Raw genomic sequence first — 18349 nt, 5'->3', positions numbered from 1 at the left:
TTCTGCTTTTAATTTATTTCCCGATCGCGAAGATCTACAACAGCAGGAAGTGGAATAGACTATCAAAAGATGTTAGAAATTACGCTTTTAACTTTATTTGTCGGTAGCCTTGGTGTCCAGGCAACAGCCCTTGGTGGATGGATGCGCTGGTATCAGTCAGTGGTGGAAAAAGAGGAACAGGAGGAAGAAACTTTGACTCGTTATGAATCCAAGATAAACACTGAGATGGAAATGCTTGGGCAAGCTAATCACATCTCTCCCCAAGGAGTACCGCAGGGAATACCCCGTGAGTTACGGTTAACTGGTTGGGAGTTTAAAATTGTCCGGGCTAGTCGGGATATTTTTCGCGATCCGGAGGTTTTACAACGTTTGTGTGAGGAGGAGGGAGAGGCTGGTTGGATATTATTAGAAAAGCTGGACGATCGTCGAATTAGATTTAAGCGTCCGGTGGCTTTACGGGATTTAATTAAACCGGAACGTTTGGCGATCGATCCTTATAGAACTCAGTATGGCCCTTCTAATAAACCCTTGGTTATTTTGGGGATGGTGGCGGCTTTAGGAGCTATTATTTTACCTGCTTATTTGGCTTTTGCTCTAGTGTCGAATACTTTGCATAATTCCAACAGGAATTTTACTCAACCTGCGGGAGTTTCTACTCCTCGACCACTAGAACCTATTGATTAGTTTTTGGTCATTGGTTATTTGTGAGATTAACTGTTTGTTATTTGTTTATGGTAAATCATCAATAAATTTTACTATTAACTAATAACCAATGACTAATGACTAATGATTAAAGAATTTGTGATAAAAATTGCTTGGTGCGTTCTTCTTGGGGGCGTTGGAAAAATTCGTTGGGGGTGGCTTCTTCTACTATTAATCCACTGTCCATGAGGATGACGCGATCGGCTACTTCACGGGCAAATCCTACTTCGTGAGTCACTACTACCATTGTCATTCCACTTTGGGCTAGGGTTCGCATTACGTCCAGTACTTCTCTGACCATTTCTGGATCTAGTGCTGATGTGGGTTCGTCGAATAACATTATTTTAGGTTGCATGGCTAGGGCACGGGCGATCGCAACTCTTTGTTGTTGTCCTCCTGAAAGTTGGGCGGGATATTTGTTTGCTTGTTGTAATATTCCCACTCTTTCTAATAGTTGCATTGCGGTTTCTTCAGATTTCTTTTTTGACCATTTCCTTACCCAAATTGGTGCTAAGGTGATGTTTTCTAAGACTGTTAAATGCGGGAATAGGTTAAATTGTTGAAATACCATTCCGACTTCTCGGCGAATTATATCAATATTTCGATTGTTATTATTAAGGTTTACTCCGTCGATTTCTATGCGTCCTTTTTGATATTCTTCTAAGGCGTTGAAGGTACGAATAAATGTGGATTTGCCGGAACCTGATGGACCCATTAATACTACTACTTCGCCTTTGTTGACGGTGAGGTTAACTCCTTTGAGGACGTGAAATTGTCCGTAGTATTTGTGTAGGTTTTGGGCGATGATGATTGGGTTTTGTTCTGGCATTTTTTTGACCTCTGGGTAGTTCAATTTTGAGCGCAGATGGATGTGGATTTTCTGTGGGATGCAATGGCTTTTTTTTTACCACAGATATCCACAGATGAACACAGATGAACACAGATGTGGATATAGATTATTTGTGGGATGCGTGGGCTTTTTTTAAACGCAGATGAACGCAGATGAACGCAGATGTGGATTTGGGTTTTCTGTGGGATGCAATAAGCGATCGGGTTGACTGCTTCTGATTTCTTATGTAACTGTATTTTAATTTCTGACCGGAATCAAGCTATTTCGTGATATAAATTATATCAGTAGTAGGCTTGATTATCACTTCAAGTACGGAAGAGCCATTCTATCAGTAAAGTTTATCTAGATCGCTGTAATTTCAAACTCATTTAATAATTGGTTTTGTCATGTTTCATCTAACAGGTTCTCTGAAACAAGTCGATCGCAATCAACAACTACACCGCTTAGGTAGTCTGACAGTTCCCTAGCGTCACCTCGGAAAAATGATTACTTACCAACATAACTCCAATACAACCAGCCTTCCTGTTGTTCAGTCTATTAATACTACTGTCCCAGGTCGGGCAAGATATAAGGTTAACGGGCTGCATCGTTCGGAAGCTCTCCGCAATTATCTAGAATTTAGGTTATTAGATGAAAAGGGAATTCACAAGGTTTCAGGTAATTTCTTAACTGGGAATATTCTGGTGTTTTTTTATCCCTCTGTTAGTCCCGCGCAGGTGGCGGAACTGATTGCGGAAATTGTCTCGGATTATGGCAGGAAAACCCAGAAGTCTTTCAACGGAAATCACTCGTCTAATTCGGTAAATTTAGAAAAAGTTAATCCGTCTTCGACAACAACAGATCAGTTAAGAAAGTTAGGAACTGGGACGGAAGAACAAAGGGTTAAACATTGGCATTTGCTGGATTCTCATGCGGTAATCGCTGAGTTGGATACTTCTAAGAATAATGGTTTATCTACTGAGTTAGTGGAGAAAAATCTTCAGCGATATGGGCCGAATCTGTTGGCCCAAGCAGAACCTCGATCGGGATTGAGCATTTTTATCGATCAGTTTAAATCTTTGCCTGTTGCTTTGTTGGCTGTGGCTGCTGGTTGTTCAGTTATTACTGGGGGCGCGGTAGATGCAGCGGTGATTATGGGAGTGGTGGTGATTAATGCGGCGATTGGTTACGCTACGGAAAGCAACTCCGAAAAAATCATTCATTCCCTAAAAAGTTTGGTTCGACCGACGGCTTTTGTGTTGCGAGAAGGTAAGATTAGCGAAATTAGTGCAGCTGAGATTGCGATCGGCGATATTCTGGTTCTCAGACCGGGTAGTTATGTGGCAGCTGATGCCCGATTGATTGAGGCGAAACGTTTAAGTATTGATGAGTCGGCGCTGACGGGTGAAAGTATGCCTGTGGTGAAAACGATCGATCGCCTCACCGCCGCAGATACGCCACTGGGCGATCGGACCAACATGATTTACATGGGAACCTTAGTTACTGGGGGACAAGGACGCGCCGTAGTTGTGGCGACAGGGAAATATACCGAAATGGGGAAAATCCAAACCCTCGTCGGTGAAGCAGAAATACCCCAAACTCCGATGGAAAAACAACTCGATCAAGCTGGTAGTCAGTTAGTCATAATATCTGGGGCGGTTTGTGGCGTGGTGTTTGGGATTGGGTTGTTGCGGGGTTATGGATGGCTGGAAATGCTGAAAACCTCCATTTCTCTCGCTGTAGCTGCGGTTCCTGAAGGGTTGCCTACGGTTGCTACCACAACTCTGGCGCTGGGAATCGCGGAAATGCGTAAGCATAATGTGCTGATTCGTCGCTTGGATGCGGTGGAAACTCTCGGTTCTGTACAAACTATTTGTATGGATAAAACGGGGACTTTAACCGCTAATAAAATGTCTGTTGTGGAACTCTGGACGGATAGTAAATGTGTCAACTTGTGTCAGGGTAAGTTGACGATCGGGAATCAACAAGTTAATCCTTACACTTGTGATGAACTGCTGAAACTGATTCATGTTTTGGCGCTGTGTAATGAAAGCGAAATTAATGGCAATGGCGAACGCAACGGTAATCACAATAATGGTAATGGAAAGGGTAGCGAGTATGTAGTGCGCGGATCGGCGACGGAAAATGCTTTGATTGATTTGGCTGTTGAGTCTGGGGTAAATGTGGTTAGTTTGCGGGAAAACTATCCGATGCTGAAAATCAATCACCGTTCGGAAGACTGCAACTATATGTCAACTTGGCATCGTGCCCCCAATGGTCAAAAGTTACTCGCTGTCAAGGGCAATCCAACGGAAGTTTTAGGTTTGTGTAGTTCTTATTTGAAAGATGGGGAAATTCTGCCGCTGACGGAAACGGAGAGGATGGCGATCGAAATTGAAAACGAAAACATGGCAGGAAAGGCGCTGCGAGTATTGGGCGCAGCTTATCTCCTCGACGATCCTAAAGATATTAAAGACCGTGATGACTTGATTTGGCTGGGTTTGGTGGGAATGGCTGACCCAGTTCGCCCAGGTGTGAAAGGGTTGATGAGTGAGTTTCATCAAGCAGGCATTAATACGGTGATGATTACGGGGGATCAAAGTCCTACTGCTTACGCGATTGGTAAAGAATTGAATTTGAGTCAAAGCGATTCTTTGGAAATCCTTGATTCAACTCGCTTGAATGACCTCGATCCAGAGGTGATGAAAACATTATGCGATCGCGTTCATGTTTTTGCTCGGATTAGTCCCGCCCATAAACTGCAAGTTGTCCAATCTTTACAAAGTGCGGGTAAAGTTGTGGCGATGACTGGCGATGGCATCAACGATGCGCCAGCACTGAAGGCGGCAGATGTCGGCGTAGCAATGGGACATACGGGAACTGATGTTGCCCGTGAGGTGGCAGATGTTGTCTTGGAAGATGACAATCTGGAAACGATGATTATTGCTGTTAGTCAGGGACGGACGATTTACAACAATATTCGGAAATCGGTGCATTTCTTGCTGTCTACGAATATGAGCGAGATTATGGTAATGCTGACAGCAACCGCTTTAGGGATTGGTCAACCTTTGAGTGCCATGCAACTATTGTGGTTGAATCTCGTTACTGATATTTTCCCTGGTCTTGCTCTTGCTTTGGAACCCCCAGAACCAGATGTTTTGAGTTCACCGCCTCGTAATCCAGAGGAACCGATTATTCCCCAGTCTGAGATGGGAAGAATTTTGTTTGAATCGACGACGATTTCTGTTAGTGCTTTGGCGGGTTATTGGTATGCGGTGATTCGATATGGCATTGGGCCGGAAGCGAGTACGATCGGGTTTATGAGTTTGACGATCGGACAATTATTACACGCCCTGAGTTGTCGTTCTCAAAAACACACAGTTTTCAGCGCCCAACAACTGCCACCAAATCACTATCTAACCGCAGCATTAGCTGGATCGCTTGGTTTACAGTTGGTTGTGGCAGCTGTTCCGGGATTGCGTAATTTGTTACAACTAACACCGATTAATCCTGTGGATATGGGAGTGATTACCGCGAGTGCTGTATTGCCGTTGGTGGTGAATGAGGGAACAAAGGTAGCAGCTGAGTTAGTTGCAGATACAAAAGATGTTAAAGAACAAAATGTTTCTTCTCCCGTTCAGTCTGAAATAGGGGTTAAGGTTTAGGGGTTAGGGGTTAGGGAAAAAGACAATTCCCCAACCCCCAAACCCTAACACCCAACCCCTTGTAATCTTCAGGAGGTTACGTTATGAAAAAGGATTTCATGTTTACTTCGGAATCGGTAACGGAAGGACATCCTGATAAACTTTGCGATCAAATCAGTGATGCGATTGTGGATCATTTTCTGCGGCGAGATCCCTTTTCGAGGGTGATTACAGAATGCGCTGTTTCTACGAGTATTGTGTTTATTTCGGCGCGGTTTCAATCGGATGCGATCGTCGATTTTACTAAAATTGCTCGACAGGTAATTAAGCAAGTTGGCTATGAACAAGCTGATTTTAATGCTAAAACTTGCAGTATTATGACTAGTCTTAAGGAGTTGCCTTCTAAGATCGATCGACATTGGGATGAAAAGAAACTTTCGGAAGCAGAAATTGAGCGAATTCCTGTTAATGACCAAGTGACAGTTTTCGGTTTTGCCTGTAATCAAACTCCGGTAATGATGCCTTTACCAATTTGGTTAGCGCATCAGTTAGCGAGGAGATTGGCAGATGTGAGAATCAATAATATTCTGCCCTATTTAGCACCAGATGGAAAAACTCAAGTTGGGGTGGAATATAAAGACCGCAGACCTGACCGCATTCATAGTATTACTTTGATTGCGAGTCAAAATCAATCTTTAATGGAAAATGCTCCCGATTTAAAGCAAGTTCAGAAAGACCTTAAAGAAACGGTGATTGATTTTGTATTTCAAAATGAAGAAATTAAACCTGATGAAAAGACGAGAATTTTAATTGATTCTGACGATCCTTTTGCTGTTGGGGGCCCTTCGGCTCATTCTGGTTTAACGGGGCGAAAAAATGCGATCGACACTTACGGAGAATATTCTCGACATAGTGGTGCTGCTTTAAGTGGAAAAGATCCGACAAGGATCGATCGAATAGGCGCTTATGCTGCACGTTATGCGGCTAAAAATATCGTTGCAGCAGGTTTAGCTGATGAATGCGAAGTACAGTTAAGTTATTCCGTTGGACTGTCTCGACCTGTTAGTATTCAAGTGGAAACTTTTGGCACTGGAAAAATTTCTGATGAGGAGATTAGAGCCAGGTTAGAGGAGAATTTTGATTTCCGTTTAGCTGGAATTATCCGACAGTTTAATTTAAGATTGTTGCCCTCAATTTTTAAAGGTGGATTTTACAGAAAACTAGCCGTTTACGGTCAGGTTGGTCGCATGGATATTGGCTTGTTACCTTGGGAAATAACTGATAAAGTTCCGGTTTTGCAGGGATAATTTAATTTTAGAAATCATTAATGATTACCTATAAAACCTAGATTGTGTAATTTCTGAAGCTCTTAATTCTAAGAATTTCTGGAGATAAATCAATGAACCGTTTAAATTTCTTACCGAATTATCTTCCTTATCAAGGCGAATTGACTTGGAAAAATTTAGCGTTTAATGCTAATTTACAAGAATTTGCAGGGCGGGTTAACTGGATTTCTGAATTAGCTAACACTGGTGAAATATCTCCAGAAGAATCTTTCAATCAAATCGAATTGCTCTGGGAAAAATTAACGTTGAGTAAAGAACAATTAGGCATTGGTGGAGCAAGGTAGCTACACAGTTTGGTGATGGAGTTCATCCTAATAAAAGTTGAACGATCGTGAAATACATGAGCAAACTTAATACATCCTGAACGATCGTAGCGACTGGGCCGGAACCAAAGGCTGGGTCTTTTCCCGCACGATAGAGAAGCCAGGGGAAGAGCAGTCCAATGCTTGCGGCAATTCCTCCTGCTGTGATAATGGTTAAGGCTACCGCAAATGCTAAGCGAATATCGCCAAATGCTCCCCAGACGATCGGAAAACTGAGACCACCGAGAACCACCCCAATCAAAAGTCCAGTCCAAAGTTCGACAGATAACCAATTGCGGAGAGACATCTGGTTCAAAGACAAACCGCGGACAACGATCGCTTCTGTTTGTGTCCCGATCGCATCAGCCAGATACACAATTCCCGGCACGAAGAAGGCAACGAAGATTCGGGCTTCTAAAATTTGTTCAAAACGTGATACGACAAAGGTTGCTAAGATACTGCCGATAAGTCCGACAATTAACCAGGGTAGTCTATCTTGCGCCCGTCGGGTTGGGGATGCTTGAAGAGAGTGCTGAGTTTGTGCATCTTCTCGTCGAATACCTGCCAGTCGATGTAAGTCTTCAATGTGTTCGCGTCTTAAAATAGCGATTAGCGATCGGGCGGGAACAACTCCTCTGAGACATTCTTGGCTATCGATGACGGGTACATCAGTCAGACCGTATTTAACAGCTAACCCTGCTACTCGTTCTTGGTCTTCATGAAGATAGGCTCTTGGCGGATCGACAGTCATGATGTCACTTAGCTGTTGTTCTCGTGGCGCAGTCAGGAGATCTAGCAGACGCACTAACCCAAGTAAATGTCCTTCTCGATCGATAATGTAGACTGCATCTAGGGAATCGAAGGCATTCTCTGGAAGACTGGAAAGGGTAGAACCTACAGAGTCATCCGCGAAAGCAAACGGAATGTGGGGAACTAAGTACTGAGCAGCGGTTTCAGATACCGAAAATTTGGAGATTGACATCGATTCACCTCCCTTGTTAATACTTGTATAGGCTTTTTTTGGGTGTTCGAGAAAAGCGATCGCGCAACCATAACGTGCTTGGAGAAAGCATCCAAGCCAAGACTTACTAAGAAGTAAAAAGTAAAAAGATAATCTCCAGTTTTTACCTTTTAACTTTTTAGTTGGTACGTAATCTTACTTGTTAAAAAATTGGTTTTGATGCCATGAACTCTGAGAAAAGTTGCTTTTTTGAGTTTTGGTCATTTGCGGATTGGTTACTAGATCCCCGACTTCTTCAAGAAGTCGGGGATCTAAGGAAAAGAGCTTCTCAGTTTGGTCAGGTATAAACTAGCTTCCTTCTACTTGAATTTCTGTTAGTTTCAAGCTTTTAGGCTGTGCTTCTGTCAGTTCAGCTTTTGCTTCTGCTACAAGATTCTCAAAGCTTTGGTTCAATTCGTCGATCGTTTCCTTACTCTTCTCATACACAAAAAGCCCAGCTTTGATTGTTTCTTTTGCTAAAGGCTTAGCGATACTTGATGTAACAGGAATCAGTATTGGTAGCAATACTAATGCAGCAATTCCCGGAACACCAACTTCTTCAACTAAATTCTTCCATCCAGGTACAAAAAACTTAGAGGCCATCAGATTTTTACCTCCTTACTTCCTAATTTAAGTTATAGGATATTACAGTTAAATATCGGGAAAATCAAAACAAAGTTTAAACCTTTGAAACAAAGGTTAATAGTATAATTTATCTCTAGTTTGATTGAAGGGAAATTCTCAAACTTGTTCGCTTTAATTCCGATCGATAATTGTTGATTTTCAAAAAGATTATTTTCTTTAGGAAACCTGATTAATCAAGGGTAAAGGAATGAACGCAGATGTGGATCTGGGTTTTTTGTGGGGGTGCGATGTAGGCGATCGCTTTTTTTGCTTTACTATGCTGATAATCAGATTACTTTAAACTACAACTGAGATGCTTTTTAGGAATTAGAATCACAAATTCTGTTCCGCTTCCAGGTGTGGAAAAACACTCTAATTTACCATTATGTTTTTCGGTAATAATTTGGTAACTAATGGACATTCCTAAACCTGTTCCTTTACCTACAGGTTTTGTGGTGAAGAATGGGTTGAAAATTTTTGATTGAATTTCTGCGGGAATGCCTGGGCCGTTGTCGGCGATCGCAATTTTTACCCAATGAGAATCAACAACAGAAGTGGAAATTTTAATTTGGGAACAAGAATCTTTCTTTTCTTCTAAAGCATCGATCGCGTTTGCCAAAATATTCATTAACACTTGATTAAATTGTCCACTATAACATTCAACCTCTGGTAAATTGCCATAGTTGCGAATAATAGTAATCTCTGGACGTTCCGCGGTAGCTTTCAGACGATGTTGCAAAATTAGCAGTGTACTCTCAATTCCTTCGTGAATATCAACTTGTTTCAGTTCGGCTTCATCCATTCGGGAAAAGTTGCGAAGGGATAACACAATTTCCCGGATGCGTTTAGTACCTACTTTCATGGAATTGAGGATTTTTGGTAGGTCTTCCTGCAAAAAATTTAACTCGATTTCTTCTGCTGTAGCTTCAATTTCTGGTAAAGCTTTGGGGCAACATTTTTGACAAAGTTTCACTAGAGATAACAAGTCCTGAAAGTATATTTCTAAATGGGTTAAGTTTCCATGAATAAAATTAACAGGGTTGTTAATTTCATGGGCTACTCCGGCTACTAAATGGCCTAAACTTGACATCTTCTCTTGTTGAATTAATTGTGTCTGAGTTTGGCTTAACTCTTGCAACGTATTTTCTAACTCTTCTGTTTTCGTTTTAAGTTGCTGTTCTGATTTTTGCAATACTTCAGTATTATGTTGAATTTCAGCTGCCATATAATTGAAGGATTGAGCAATCTGGACTAACTCATCTGCGCCTAGTAAATTAACTCGAACGTTAAAGTTTCCTTGTGCTAGTTGATTGCTTGCTAAAACCAATCTTCGAGCACGTTGGGTGATAATTTTATCCAGAATGAATCCGACTAGAACGCATAAAATTAATAGAATTCCAATCATTTGCAGCGATTGATTTGTGGCATTTGCGATCGCCAATTGTTCTGCTTCAGTTAAGTCATAATCTAATACGATCGCACCGATGCGATCGGAACGCAGTTTACCTTCTGGTGGGGGAAATACAACTGGGTGAATTGCTGTAATACTCTGGCGATCTTGAGTAACTACAATCTCTCCTGCTTGATTGGTACGAACTTGCTCTATAACGGGTACTAAATCTGCCCAAAGCGTATTATTTAAGTATTGATTTTTCAGTTTATAGTCACTAGCATTACTAATTAGATTTTGTTCATTGCAAAACAAGGCAAACTTTAAATTTCTATCTCCAGAAAGGCGACCAATTAAGAGAGTAACACCCTCACTTTGAGAATTCTGGATATCAGTTCTCCGGTAAAGATATTCTAAAAGTTGAGCAGTTGATGTTGCAGTGAGTTTGGCGTGCTGAGTTAACTGTTCCTCTACCTGTTTGCGAGTTAGAAAAACTTGTTGTTGGTATGAAAAGCTTCCGGCAATACATCCCATGAATAGTAAAATTGCCGGAATTGTTAATCGTAAGGGAAAGAAAAGATACTTCATGCGACGAGCAAAATTACTTGATGGTTTTAATAATTTTTTCATTCAATAATGGTTCCAGGGGTATACTTCGCTCCAGCAATTTTTTATCGAGCATAACAGTTAACAAACGTTGTGTATTCTCCAGTAAAGAGCGATCGGTTTTACTTAGTAGTTCGAGATTTTTTTGGCGATCGGGAATAGTTAATAACTTCAAGGACGCGATAAACTGCTCTGGAGTAACTTGCTGTCTAATAGCCATTTGTTGAGCCGCATCGAGAGGATTCTGTTGATTATAATTTAGGGCGCGAAACCAGCCTTCAAGTAGCACTTTTAGATCGGCTTGACGCTGAATCAAAATTGGTTCTCTAACTACTAATACATCGATAATTTCCTGGGGAATTTGAGAACTGTCAAATAAAATTTTAGCTCCTGCTTCGAGGAGCTTAGAACGCACTGGTTCAAATGTGACAACTGCATCAATCAAGTTTTGTTTATAGGCTTGTTCATGTTCCGAGACACCGAGAGAAACTACTTGAATATCTGTGAGCAATAATCCGGCTTTATCTAACACACGCGACAATAAATAGCCTCCTACTGCATTAGACTCTACGCCAATTTTTTTCCCTTTGAGGTTTTGCAGCGTTTTAATTTCTGGCTTTGACATCAAAACATCTGCACCATTAGAAAAGTCGGTAATTAAGATAACTCTAATATCAGGATTAGTTTGTGCCAGCAATAAAGTTTCATCCATTGTCAATGCTGCGACTTCGATATCTCCGTTACGAAAAGCTTGACTAATTTCTGTTGCTGAAGGATAGTTGCGGAGTTCAATAGCAGATCCCTGATAATAGCCTAAATTTTTTGCTAGAAATAGTGGTTCATATCCCGGCCAAACATTTGCTCCAACTCGCAAGGGATTTATAGGTGCTTGAGCGCAACCGATCGAAATCGGTAATAGATAAGAAGTTATACCCAATCCGATAATCAACAAATGACGACGTTTCATAAAGTTGTGGTCGAAAATAGTTGGTGGGTGCGATCGCTAATCACTAACAATTAGTATAGGTAAATTTGGAAATAATTGCCTCTAGAGGAATTGAATTATTCCTTATCTTTGTCCGACACCTAGTTGCTTTTCTAACCTCCGACTTGCTAAAGACATTGAATAACAAAATACCCAATAAATCACTCCCACAAATAAGTAAACTTCGGCATATCTTCCCAGAAATTCTGGTTGTGCTAAGATCGATCGGGCTATCCCCGTCAATTCCAACAAAGCAAAAATTGCTAACAAAGAGGTATCTTTAAATAAGCCAATGAATTGACCAACAATTGCCGGAATTGCTATTTTCAACGCTTGGGGTAAAACAATTAATGAGGTAATCAAAACCGGATTTAATCCTAATGCTTTGGCGGCTTCTTTTTGTCCGCGAGGTATTGCTTGTAATCCGCCTCTAACGTTTTCTGCCATGTATGCGGCGCTGAAGAGTGTGAGTCCTGCGATCGCTCTCACCACCCGATCCAATCTCACATCAGATGGTAAAAATAAAGGTAACATTACTTGCGCCATAAATAGGATACCAATTAACGGTAATCCTCTAATTAGTTCAATATAAATAATACTGAATATTCGCACTATTGGCAGGTCGCTTTGTCTTCCTAATGCCAACAAAATTCCCAAGGGAAACGAAAGAGCAATACTGACAATTGCTAAAATTAAAGTTAATAATAAACCTGTCCATAAATCGCTACTAACAGGTTTCAATCCAAATCCTCCACCAATTAACCACATCACAACCGGAAAAGATAGCACCCAAATTAAGGATAACCATCGGCTAATTTGCGGCAAGAAACGTTTAGTTAATACTCCCCAAGTTACAAGAGAAAGAGAGATAATAATTCCTAAAACTATCCAAATTCGCCAAGTTAAATCAGCCGGATAACGTCCCACTAAAAACAAGCGTAAATTAGTGGTAACAACTGTCCATTGTGCTTGAGTAAATGCCCAATATAAGAAGTTTTTGCCAAAAACAAAGATTACCCAAAGACAGATAATAGTTAATAAACTGTTGTACCAGGTGTTAAACAGGTTTTTTAGTAACCAACTGAGCGTTCTGCTTTTAACTTTTAGAGGTGGTGTGTTATTGGCATCATTCATATTCACTAAGATTTTACGAATGTTATAGTATGATGTTTAATACAACATCATAATCAATCCGGGTTAGTTACCTCTTCCTCTCTTCTCTTCGCGCTCTTCGCGTCTTCGCGGTTCCCTAAAAAAAGGAAATTTTCCACCGGATTTAGTATAACTTATTATCGGGTATTGTTCTTTAGCTTTCAAGGTTTAGTACAAATCTTATGGCAGAATTAAGCGGAGAAATTCTTAGTATTGCTTTTGACTTACAAAAGCGACTGCTACAAATCACTCATCAAGCTAGTAGTTTGAGTTTTATGATTTGGGAAGAGATTGGGGAAACGGATGCAACTGTTGCTGATTTAGATTTGCTACAAGGTGTTACGGAACAAGCTAGGGCTAATTATACAAGGTTGACTAAACAGTTGTTTGAAATTGCGGTTTCTCGATCGAAGTCTAATTTAATGACGATGAACTCTCTGTCTCATTATTGTCACTCAATTGAAAGAAATCTGAGCGATTTAGAAGAAACGATCGCCCAAGTAAAAATCCATCAGAAGTTATAATACTATCTCTCTTTGATTTGAATCCGCCGATTGTACATATTTAAAAGCAGGGAAATACTTAAACTAATTGTCAGATATGTTATCATGATAATTACGATAACTTCTACTGCTCTTCCGGTAATGTTATTGGTAGTGGAGGCGATCGCATAAATATCAGGAAAGCCGATCGCAATTGCCAAACTAGAGTTTTTTGCTAAATTTAAATATTGGCTAGTTAACGGGGGAATAATTACTCTTAAAGCTTGGGGAAAAACTACTAAACGCATTAATTGAAAGGATTTTAATCCTAGCGATCGTGCTGCTTCCCATTGTCCTTTTGGTACTGCTTGAATTCCGGCGCGAATAATTTCGGCGATAAACGCACCTGTATATAAAGTTAAACCTAAAACTAAGGTTAAAAATTCTGGATAAAGTGCAGTATTTCCCGGAAGTAATAATCCTTGATTTGATAAAGAGATTATCCCAAATACAGAAATCGGATTTCCTCTTTGAGGTAACTTGAGGAAAATAGCGAAATACCAAAATAAAAGTTGTAATAATAAAGGTGTATTGCGGAGAACTTCTACATAAATCATTGCCAAGTTTCGCACTAACCAATTATCAGAAAGTCGTGCCACTCCGACAATCATTCCTACAATACTTGCTGATACTAGTCCGATCGCCATTACCCGCAAAGTATTAATCAAACCCACCAATAAAGCAGCGGCGAAAGTATCAGTAGATTTATAATTAACTACTGTCTCACCAATATCAAAACCAGCCTGTAAATTTAAGAAATCAAACCCAAACTGCAAACCTAATTGTTGCAGATTTTGCGTGAAATTTCCCCATAAAAATATCGCTAGAATTATTACTAGCAGGATTAATAATATTTGTCCAAACCAGCGCCAAAAACGGCTATTGTTCCACATAAATCAAGTAAAATTTAGCGAAAAGGAGGAGCATAAAGTAAGCCATTTTTTGTCCATAAATTATTTGGCCCACGGTCTAACTTTAAAGCTGTTTTTGGGCCTAAATTCCGGTTATAAATTTCGCCGTAATTACCCACAGCTTTAATGATTCGTACTGTGAAATCATTACTTAAACCAAGACCTTTACCCAAACTTCCTTCTACTCCTAAAAACCTGCGAAATAGAGGGTCTTTACTTTTAGTTAATTGCGTCACGTTTTGGGAATTTATACCTAATTCTTCCGCTTCGATTAAAGTGTAAACTACCCATCTAACAATGTTAGCCCAACGAGTATCACCTTCGGCGACTGCGGGGGCTAATGGTTCTTTAGACATTACCACATTTAAGATTTCGTGATCTTGCGGTTTTGGTAATGCTGTGCGACGGGAAAGTAACTGCGATCGATCGGAAGTTACCGCATCACAACGACCTTCTGCATAAGCAGTATAAGCCGTATTTACATCTTCAAAAACCACAGGTTTATAAGGTAGTCCGCGGCGACGCATTTGATCGGCAAGATTTTGCTCGTTAGTCGTGCCTGTTTGAGTACAAATTGGTTTACCTTTGAGATCTTCAAGTTTTTTCAAGCCACTATCTTTTCGCACCATCATGCCTTGTCCGTCGTAAAAAATTACAGGTGCAAATTCCATTTTTACGGAAGTATCTCTTCCCAAAGTTAAAGTTGTGTTTCGACTAAGAACATCGACTTCACCTGTTTGAACAGCGGTAAATCTTTCTTTGGCATTTAAGTTGCGGAATTGGACGGCATTAGGATTGTTAAATATTGCAGCTGCGATCGCTCGACAAATATCCACATCTAGTCCAGCATATTTCCCATCTGCGCGAACAAAACTAAAACCGGGCAATTCTCCACTCACACCACAGATTAATTTGCCACGACTTTTGATCGTGTCCAAACGACTTTTAACTTGTTGTTGAGCACTCGCATTTTCCGAAACGGCAGTTTTTCTTGATTCCCCACTACAACTAATTAGGGTCAAGAAAATTGGTATTGTGATTAGTATGCTGCAACACCATTTAGGCATATATTTCGTGCTTGCTTTCTCCTTTGCTTTCCCCGCCAAGTTTAGGTAAGGGAAATAAATGTAATCTATTTTACTATTAGTGACTTTCTTGCCAACCAGATTGACGTTCTTGAGCTAAATCGCGAATCAGCGTTAACTTTGAGTGCAGGTAGTCACTCAATATATCTACATCGTTACTGTTCAAAGAACCTTGATTTTTCAATTGTTTCAGCAGCCATTGCACTAAACTAGCGTCATCTAGCTTTAGTAGTATATTTGATTGAGTGTCTTCAATCAAAGACCAAATTTGACGGAGCATATTTGGAGTCATAGAATCTCCTTTTAATTATTGCTTTATGTTTTAAGATAACTAATAATTGTCTTATCAAACAGTAAGCAACACAAGTTGAAACAAGATTTACAAATCGCTTAATAAATCGAACAATATCTTGATTAGAACTGAAACACTACGTATTGAACTCCGGTCTTAATCTCTAGAGAGTATACCAGAAGTCGCTTTGCCGAGGGAAGGGAACGGGGCATCGGGAATGGGGAACAGATTTCAATACTGCTCAGTTCAGGGTAGGGGCGTTCGCGTAGCGTGCCGTAAACATTAGCATTCGGACAGAAAATCGGCTCTTCTGTATGAACGTATAATTATTTTTACCTATGTAAAGAGTTTTTTTAATTCAATTAGCTTATCATACCAATTACAGAAGAGTTTGACTATTGGGTGCTGAGTTTAGCGATCGCCTTAAAAATAAAATATCAAATGGCTAAAAAACAATTTTTAGGCAAAAATCCAAATAATTTCTCCAGCTTGCTTCTGTTTCTTGAGATAGATTACTCAACCAAGCAATTAATACCTAATGAAAGAGGAATCTACTTCAGAAATTCTCTAAGATCGGTGAAAAAGCAAAGGAGATTAATTATGTTAAAACTACGTCCAAAGCGTCCGAAAGCAGCGCCGGAAACCGATCCAAATCTTAGACCTTATACAGATCCAAATCCTGCTGATTACGAAGATCCTAATATCGAACCTTACACCGATCGCCAACCTAAAATTTATCAAGATCCCAACGTCGAACCTTACATTAATTCCCGTCCTCAACCATATAAAAACCCTAACATAGAGCCTTTTCTAAATCCCGCCTTAAAAAGCTAATTCTGTTTGCTAGAATCAGGAAATGTTAAGCTAAATATAGTGGATTATCAGGATTGCAGCGAGCGTACTCTTCACTTTATAGCTAATTTTGGCGATCGTTAAACCGACCGAATTTCTAGTAAATCTTATGTCAAGTACCAAAAGTAATAGTTTTAAATTAAATCAAGTTTATTTACTTCATCTATAAGTAAGATTTCTAGTTTTTATCTTTAGGAATAAACCATTTTAAAGTAAGTTAAGCTAAGGTTAAGGATATACTCTTCTTGCTAAACAGGAAGGGAAAAAATTTGTTAACAAGCGAGGAGAAGACATGAATATTGAATCCTTAGTTGATGGAACTATTAAGAAAGCATTGGAAGTGGGAGAAGAAGCAAAAAACCAGGCTGAAGATAAAGTAGTAAAGCCAGGGAAAAATGCTTTGCAAAAGGCAGAGAAGGAAGCTAAAAAGGCAAAGAAAAAAGCAGAAAAGGCAGCTGAAAAAGCAGAGAAAAAAGCTAAAAAAGAAGCCAAGAAAGCAGAGAAAAAAGCCAAAAAAGAAGCTAAAAAAGCTAAAAAAAAACAGCCAAAAGTTCTGAAAGAATTAACCCCAATCTAGATAGCGGTAGTGGCAATGATAAAAATCAAAGCAGCAAACCTGTGCAATTAGTGGCATCAGCTTTAAATGGTGCAATTAAAGATGTTAAAAAAGGGGAAATCCCTGGAATTCATCTGGATAATTTTCTTGGTAGTCTTAAATCTTTAGTTGAGAAAGTACCTTTTATCAAAGATGCAGTTGCCATGTATTATTGTATGAAGGATTCCGAAACACCCACTTTTGTTAAAGGGATTATTGCGGCTGCTTTGATTTATTTATTCTTACCCGAAGATGCGATTCCAGAATGGGTATTAGGACTAGGTTTCACTGATGATATGATTGTTATGTCAACAGCACTTTCAGCTATCAGCGGAAATATTACGGAAGCACATTGGCAAAAAGCCGAGGAATTTTTTCAAGCTTAATCAAGGCTTTCCGGTATATATTGATAGATATCATTTCCTCGGTTTCTAGACTTGGGAAGTGGTAGCAAGTAATGTATAAACAAAAATTGCTAAAATAATTATTTTATTCTTTGCGATCGTTCTAAAAATCTAGCTTGTCAAGTAAACAACATATCAGGTTTAATATAAGCGATCGCTTTTCCTTAAAAAAGGAAAATTATTAAAACCTAGAACGACAATGATTCAAAATGTTAAATTCGGATTGAAATTGCTGATTGCTACTTTTGGTACAGTAGGAATTACCCTAACTTTAGCCACCTTAACTGAAGCACAGTCAACCACCAAAACTTTCCGATATAACAATCAAACTTACACTGTGCGAGTAATTCAGGGTGCCGGAGATGAACGAGTAATTGAAATTGGAGTAAATGCACCTACAGAATCCGGCGACAGAAGCCTTACCACTTATCGTCAGTATAGTGGTAGCTGTAGCGGTTCTCAATACAGTTTTTTGGGAGAACATGGCGAGGATAGAAATGGCGTAGTAAGATTTTCTAATCCCCAATCTTCAAGAACAATTATTAAAGTCAGCGATGGTGCGGGAAAGGTGGTACAGCAGGGATTTAAGACAGCTTGTGGTAGGTAAGTAAACTTGACAAATTAGCGACGTTTTTCCCAAGAGATCGTAAGCTAGAGTAGTAACTTAAAACTGCGGTGTGCAGGTATGTAAAGTTATGAAAACAATCAAACTCGCAGCTTTTCTACTACCAGCAGTTGTGGCGATCGCTAGCTTACCAGCATCCGCCGAACAACAGCAAGTCTACCGCTATCAATGTAACAACGGTAAAACCTTTGAAGCAGAATATTCATCGGAAACAGCACAACTTAAGTTAGGTGAAAATGAAACCTTAACTCTCAAACAAACTCCCGCTGCTTCTGGTGTTCGTTATACTGACGATCGTACTACTCTTTTTACCAAAGGAAATCAAGCATTTATTGAAGTCGAAAATCAAAGAGTTTTTGACGGTTGTGTAGCTCAAGATACAACTAACCAAAGACGGATTCGTGCCCTTTGGTAAATGTTTCTCTCAAGAAATAGGGGTTAACTAAAATTATTAGTTAACCCC

At 39.9% G+C, this 18349-nt stretch carries 19 protein-coding genes; 10 read left to right on the top strand and 9 right to left on the bottom strand.

Translation table 11 applies throughout. The features are described 5' to 3' along the window. Window positions 1–69 precede the first annotated feature (69 nt). Window positions 70–684 carry a hypothetical protein gene (locus tag ACE1B6_RS22905; protein ID WP_413259590.1) on the top strand — a complete coding sequence of 205 codons (615 nt, stop codon included), beginning with the start codon at window positions 70–72 and terminating at the stop codon, window positions 682–684. A gap of 106 nt (window positions 685–790) precedes the next feature. Here the strand turns inward: ACE1B6_RS22905 and ACE1B6_RS22900 are convergent, their stop codons facing one another. After that, window positions 791–1531: an amino acid ABC transporter ATP-binding protein gene (locus ACE1B6_RS22900; RefSeq protein ID WP_413259589.1), complete on the bottom strand. Its 741-nt coding sequence runs from the start codon at window positions 1529–1531 to the stop codon at window positions 791–793. A gap of 503 nt (window positions 1532–2034) precedes the next feature. On the opposite strand from ACE1B6_RS22900, the gene ACE1B6_RS22895 reads away from it, so the two are divergent. The 3 genes from ACE1B6_RS22895 to ACE1B6_RS22885 all read left to right on the top strand — a co-directional run bounded on the left by ACE1B6_RS22895 (window position 2035) and on the right by ACE1B6_RS22885 (window position 6805). Then, entirely contained in the window at window positions 2035–5196 is a 3162-nt protein-coding gene (locus tag ACE1B6_RS22895) for a cation-translocating P-type ATPase (protein ID WP_413259588.1), read from the top strand. Window positions 5197–5279: 83 nt separating this feature from the next. After that, the gene (metK, locus tag ACE1B6_RS22890; RefSeq protein WP_413259587.1) at window positions 5280–6482 is read left to right on the top strand and encodes a methionine adenosyltransferase; all 1203 of its coding nucleotides are present in this window, start codon (window positions 5280–5282) and stop codon (window positions 6480–6482) included. A gap of 92 nt (window positions 6483–6574) precedes the next feature. Beyond that, window positions 6575–6805, top strand: a complete 231-nt coding sequence (locus ACE1B6_RS22885) for a DUF7219 family protein (protein WP_413259586.1) — start codon at window positions 6575–6577, stop codon at window positions 6803–6805. Window positions 6806–6827: 22 nt separating this feature from the next. Here ACE1B6_RS22885 and ACE1B6_RS22880 read toward each other — a convergent pair whose 3' ends face one another. The 5 genes from ACE1B6_RS22880 to ACE1B6_RS22860 all read right to left on the bottom strand — a co-directional run bounded on the left by ACE1B6_RS22880 (window position 6828) and on the right by ACE1B6_RS22860 (window position 12562). Beyond that, window positions 6828–7805, bottom strand: coding sequence for a magnesium transporter (locus ACE1B6_RS22880; RefSeq protein ID WP_413259585.1), 978 nt, complete (start codon window positions 7803–7805; stop codon window positions 6828–6830). Window positions 7806–8132: 327 nt separating this feature from the next. Beyond that, window positions 8133–8426 (bottom strand): DUF5132 domain-containing protein, encoded by a 294-nt coding sequence (locus ACE1B6_RS22875; protein WP_413259584.1) that lies wholly within the window; start codon window positions 8424–8426, stop codon window positions 8133–8135. A 313-nt stretch (window positions 8427–8739) separates the two neighbouring features. Then, complete coding sequence (locus ACE1B6_RS22870) at window positions 8740–10467, bottom strand: sensor histidine kinase (RefSeq protein WP_413259583.1); 1728 nt, start codon at window positions 10465–10467, stop codon at window positions 8740–8742. Then, window positions 10439–11410: an ABC transporter substrate-binding protein gene (locus tag ACE1B6_RS22865; RefSeq protein WP_413259582.1), complete on the bottom strand. Its 972-nt coding sequence runs from the start codon at window positions 11408–11410 to the stop codon at window positions 10439–10441. The genes ACE1B6_RS22870 and ACE1B6_RS22865 overlap by 29 nt, the downstream gene beginning before the upstream one ends. A gap of 102 nt (window positions 11411–11512) precedes the next feature. Beyond that, window positions 11513–12562 carry an amino acid ABC transporter permease gene (locus tag ACE1B6_RS22860; protein WP_413259581.1) on the bottom strand — a complete coding sequence of 350 codons (1050 nt, stop codon included), beginning with the start codon at window positions 12560–12562 and terminating at the stop codon, window positions 11513–11515. A gap of 200 nt (window positions 12563–12762) precedes the next feature. On the opposite strand from ACE1B6_RS22860, the gene ACE1B6_RS22855 reads away from it, so the two are divergent. After that, window positions 12763–13104 (top strand): hypothetical protein, encoded by a 342-nt coding sequence (locus tag ACE1B6_RS22855; RefSeq protein ID WP_413259580.1) that lies wholly within the window; start codon window positions 12763–12765, stop codon window positions 13102–13104. A gap of 2 nt (window positions 13105–13106) precedes the next feature. Here the strand turns inward: ACE1B6_RS22855 and ACE1B6_RS22850 are convergent, their stop codons facing one another. The 3 genes from ACE1B6_RS22850 to ACE1B6_RS22840 all read right to left on the bottom strand — a co-directional run bounded on the left by ACE1B6_RS22850 (window position 13107) and on the right by ACE1B6_RS22840 (window position 15410). Then, on the bottom strand, window positions 13107–14015 hold the full coding sequence (locus tag ACE1B6_RS22850) for an amino acid ABC transporter permease (RefSeq protein WP_413259579.1): 909 nt from the start codon (window positions 14013–14015) through the stop codon (window positions 13107–13109). 14 nt (window positions 14016–14029) lie between these two features. Continuing rightward, on the bottom strand, window positions 14030–15100 hold the full coding sequence (locus tag ACE1B6_RS22845; RefSeq protein WP_413259578.1) for an amino acid ABC transporter substrate-binding protein: 1071 nt from the start codon (window positions 15098–15100) through the stop codon (window positions 14030–14032). Between the two features lie 76 nt (window positions 15101–15176). Continuing rightward, window positions 15177–15410, bottom strand: a complete 234-nt coding sequence (locus ACE1B6_RS22840) for a protein kinase family protein (protein ID WP_413259577.1) — start codon at window positions 15408–15410, stop codon at window positions 15177–15179. A gap of 600 nt (window positions 15411–16010) precedes the next feature. Here ACE1B6_RS22840 and ACE1B6_RS22835 point away from each other — a divergent pair. The 5 genes from ACE1B6_RS22835 (at window position 16011) to ACE1B6_RS22815 (ending at window position 18301) form a co-directional block, all read left to right on the top strand. Beyond that, on the top strand, window positions 16011–16244 hold the full coding sequence (locus ACE1B6_RS22835; protein ID WP_413259576.1) for a hypothetical protein: 234 nt from the start codon (window positions 16011–16013) through the stop codon (window positions 16242–16244). Window positions 16245–16554: 310 nt separating this feature from the next. Beyond that, window positions 16555–16839: a hypothetical protein gene (locus ACE1B6_RS22830; protein ID WP_413259575.1), complete on the top strand. Its 285-nt coding sequence runs from the start codon at window positions 16555–16557 to the stop codon at window positions 16837–16839. A 41-nt stretch (window positions 16840–16880) separates the two neighbouring features. Next, a complete protein-coding gene (locus tag ACE1B6_RS22825) occupies window positions 16881–17243 on the top strand; it encodes a YkvA family protein (RefSeq protein WP_413259574.1) in 363 nt (120 codons plus the stop codon). 217 nt (window positions 17244–17460) lie between these two features. After that, window positions 17461–17868, top strand: coding sequence for a hypothetical protein (locus tag ACE1B6_RS22820; protein WP_413259573.1), 408 nt, complete (start codon window positions 17461–17463; stop codon window positions 17866–17868). Between the two features lie 88 nt (window positions 17869–17956). Further along, the gene (locus ACE1B6_RS22815) at window positions 17957–18301 is read left to right on the top strand and encodes an MliC family protein (protein WP_413259572.1); all 345 of its coding nucleotides are present in this window, start codon (window positions 17957–17959) and stop codon (window positions 18299–18301) included. Window positions 18302–18349 lie beyond the last annotated feature (48 nt).

Source organism: Floridaenema fluviatile BLCC-F154, assembly GCF_041929135.1.
Classification (GTDB): domain Bacteria; phylum Cyanobacteriota; class Cyanobacteriia; order Cyanobacteriales; family Aerosakkonemataceae; genus Floridanema; species Floridanema fluviatile.
Note: the sequence above shows the minus strand (reverse complement) of the source record. Positions and strands in the feature narration are given on the sequence as shown.

Coding starts and splice junctions, on each gene's coding strand:
- ACE1B6_RS22905 (WP_413259590.1), top strand. CDS start 70: ATGTTAGAAATTACGCTTTTAACTTTATTTGTCGGTAGCCTTGGTGTC.
- ACE1B6_RS22900 (WP_413259589.1), bottom strand. CDS start 1,531: ATGCCAGAACAAAACCCAATCATCATCGCCCAAAACCTACACAAATAC.
- ACE1B6_RS22895 (WP_413259588.1), top strand. CDS start 2,035: ATGATTACTTACCAACATAACTCCAATACAACCAGCCTTCCTGTTGTT.
- metK (WP_413259587.1), top strand. CDS start 5,280: ATGAAAAAGGATTTCATGTTTACTTCGGAATCGGTAACGGAAGGACAT.
- ACE1B6_RS22885 (WP_413259586.1), top strand. CDS start 6,575: ATGAACCGTTTAAATTTCTTACCGAATTATCTTCCTTATCAAGGCGAA.
- ACE1B6_RS22880 (WP_413259585.1), bottom strand. CDS start 7,805: ATGTCAATCTCCAAATTTTCGGTATCTGAAACCGCTGCTCAGTACTTA.
- ACE1B6_RS22875 (WP_413259584.1), bottom strand. CDS start 8,426: ATGGCCTCTAAGTTTTTTGTACCTGGATGGAAGAATTTAGTTGAAGAA.
- ACE1B6_RS22870 (WP_413259583.1), bottom strand. CDS start 10,467: ATGAAAAAATTATTAAAACCATCAAGTAATTTTGCTCGTCGCATGAAG.
- ACE1B6_RS22865 (WP_413259582.1), bottom strand. CDS start 11,410: ATGAAACGTCGTCATTTGTTGATTATCGGATTGGGTATAACTTCTTAT.
- ACE1B6_RS22860 (WP_413259581.1), bottom strand. CDS start 12,562: ATGAATGATGCCAATAACACACCACCTCTAAAAGTTAAAAGCAGAACG.
- ACE1B6_RS22855 (WP_413259580.1), top strand. CDS start 12,763: ATGGCAGAATTAAGCGGAGAAATTCTTAGTATTGCTTTTGACTTACAA.
- ACE1B6_RS22850 (WP_413259579.1), bottom strand. CDS start 14,015: ATGTGGAACAATAGCCGTTTTTGGCGCTGGTTTGGACAAATATTATTA.
- ACE1B6_RS22845 (WP_413259578.1), bottom strand. CDS start 15,100: ATGCCTAAATGGTGTTGCAGCATACTAATCACAATACCAATTTTCTTG.
- ACE1B6_RS22840 (WP_413259577.1), bottom strand. CDS start 15,410: ATGACTCCAAATATGCTCCGTCAAATTTGGTCTTTGATTGAAGACACT.
- ACE1B6_RS22835 (WP_413259576.1), top strand. CDS start 16,011: ATGTTAAAACTACGTCCAAAGCGTCCGAAAGCAGCGCCGGAAACCGAT.
- ACE1B6_RS22830 (WP_413259575.1), top strand. CDS start 16,555: ATGAATATTGAATCCTTAGTTGATGGAACTATTAAGAAAGCATTGGAA.
- ACE1B6_RS22820 (WP_413259573.1), top strand. CDS start 17,461: ATGATTCAAAATGTTAAATTCGGATTGAAATTGCTGATTGCTACTTTT.
- ACE1B6_RS22815 (WP_413259572.1), top strand. CDS start 17,957: ATGAAAACAATCAAACTCGCAGCTTTTCTACTACCAGCAGTTGTGGCG.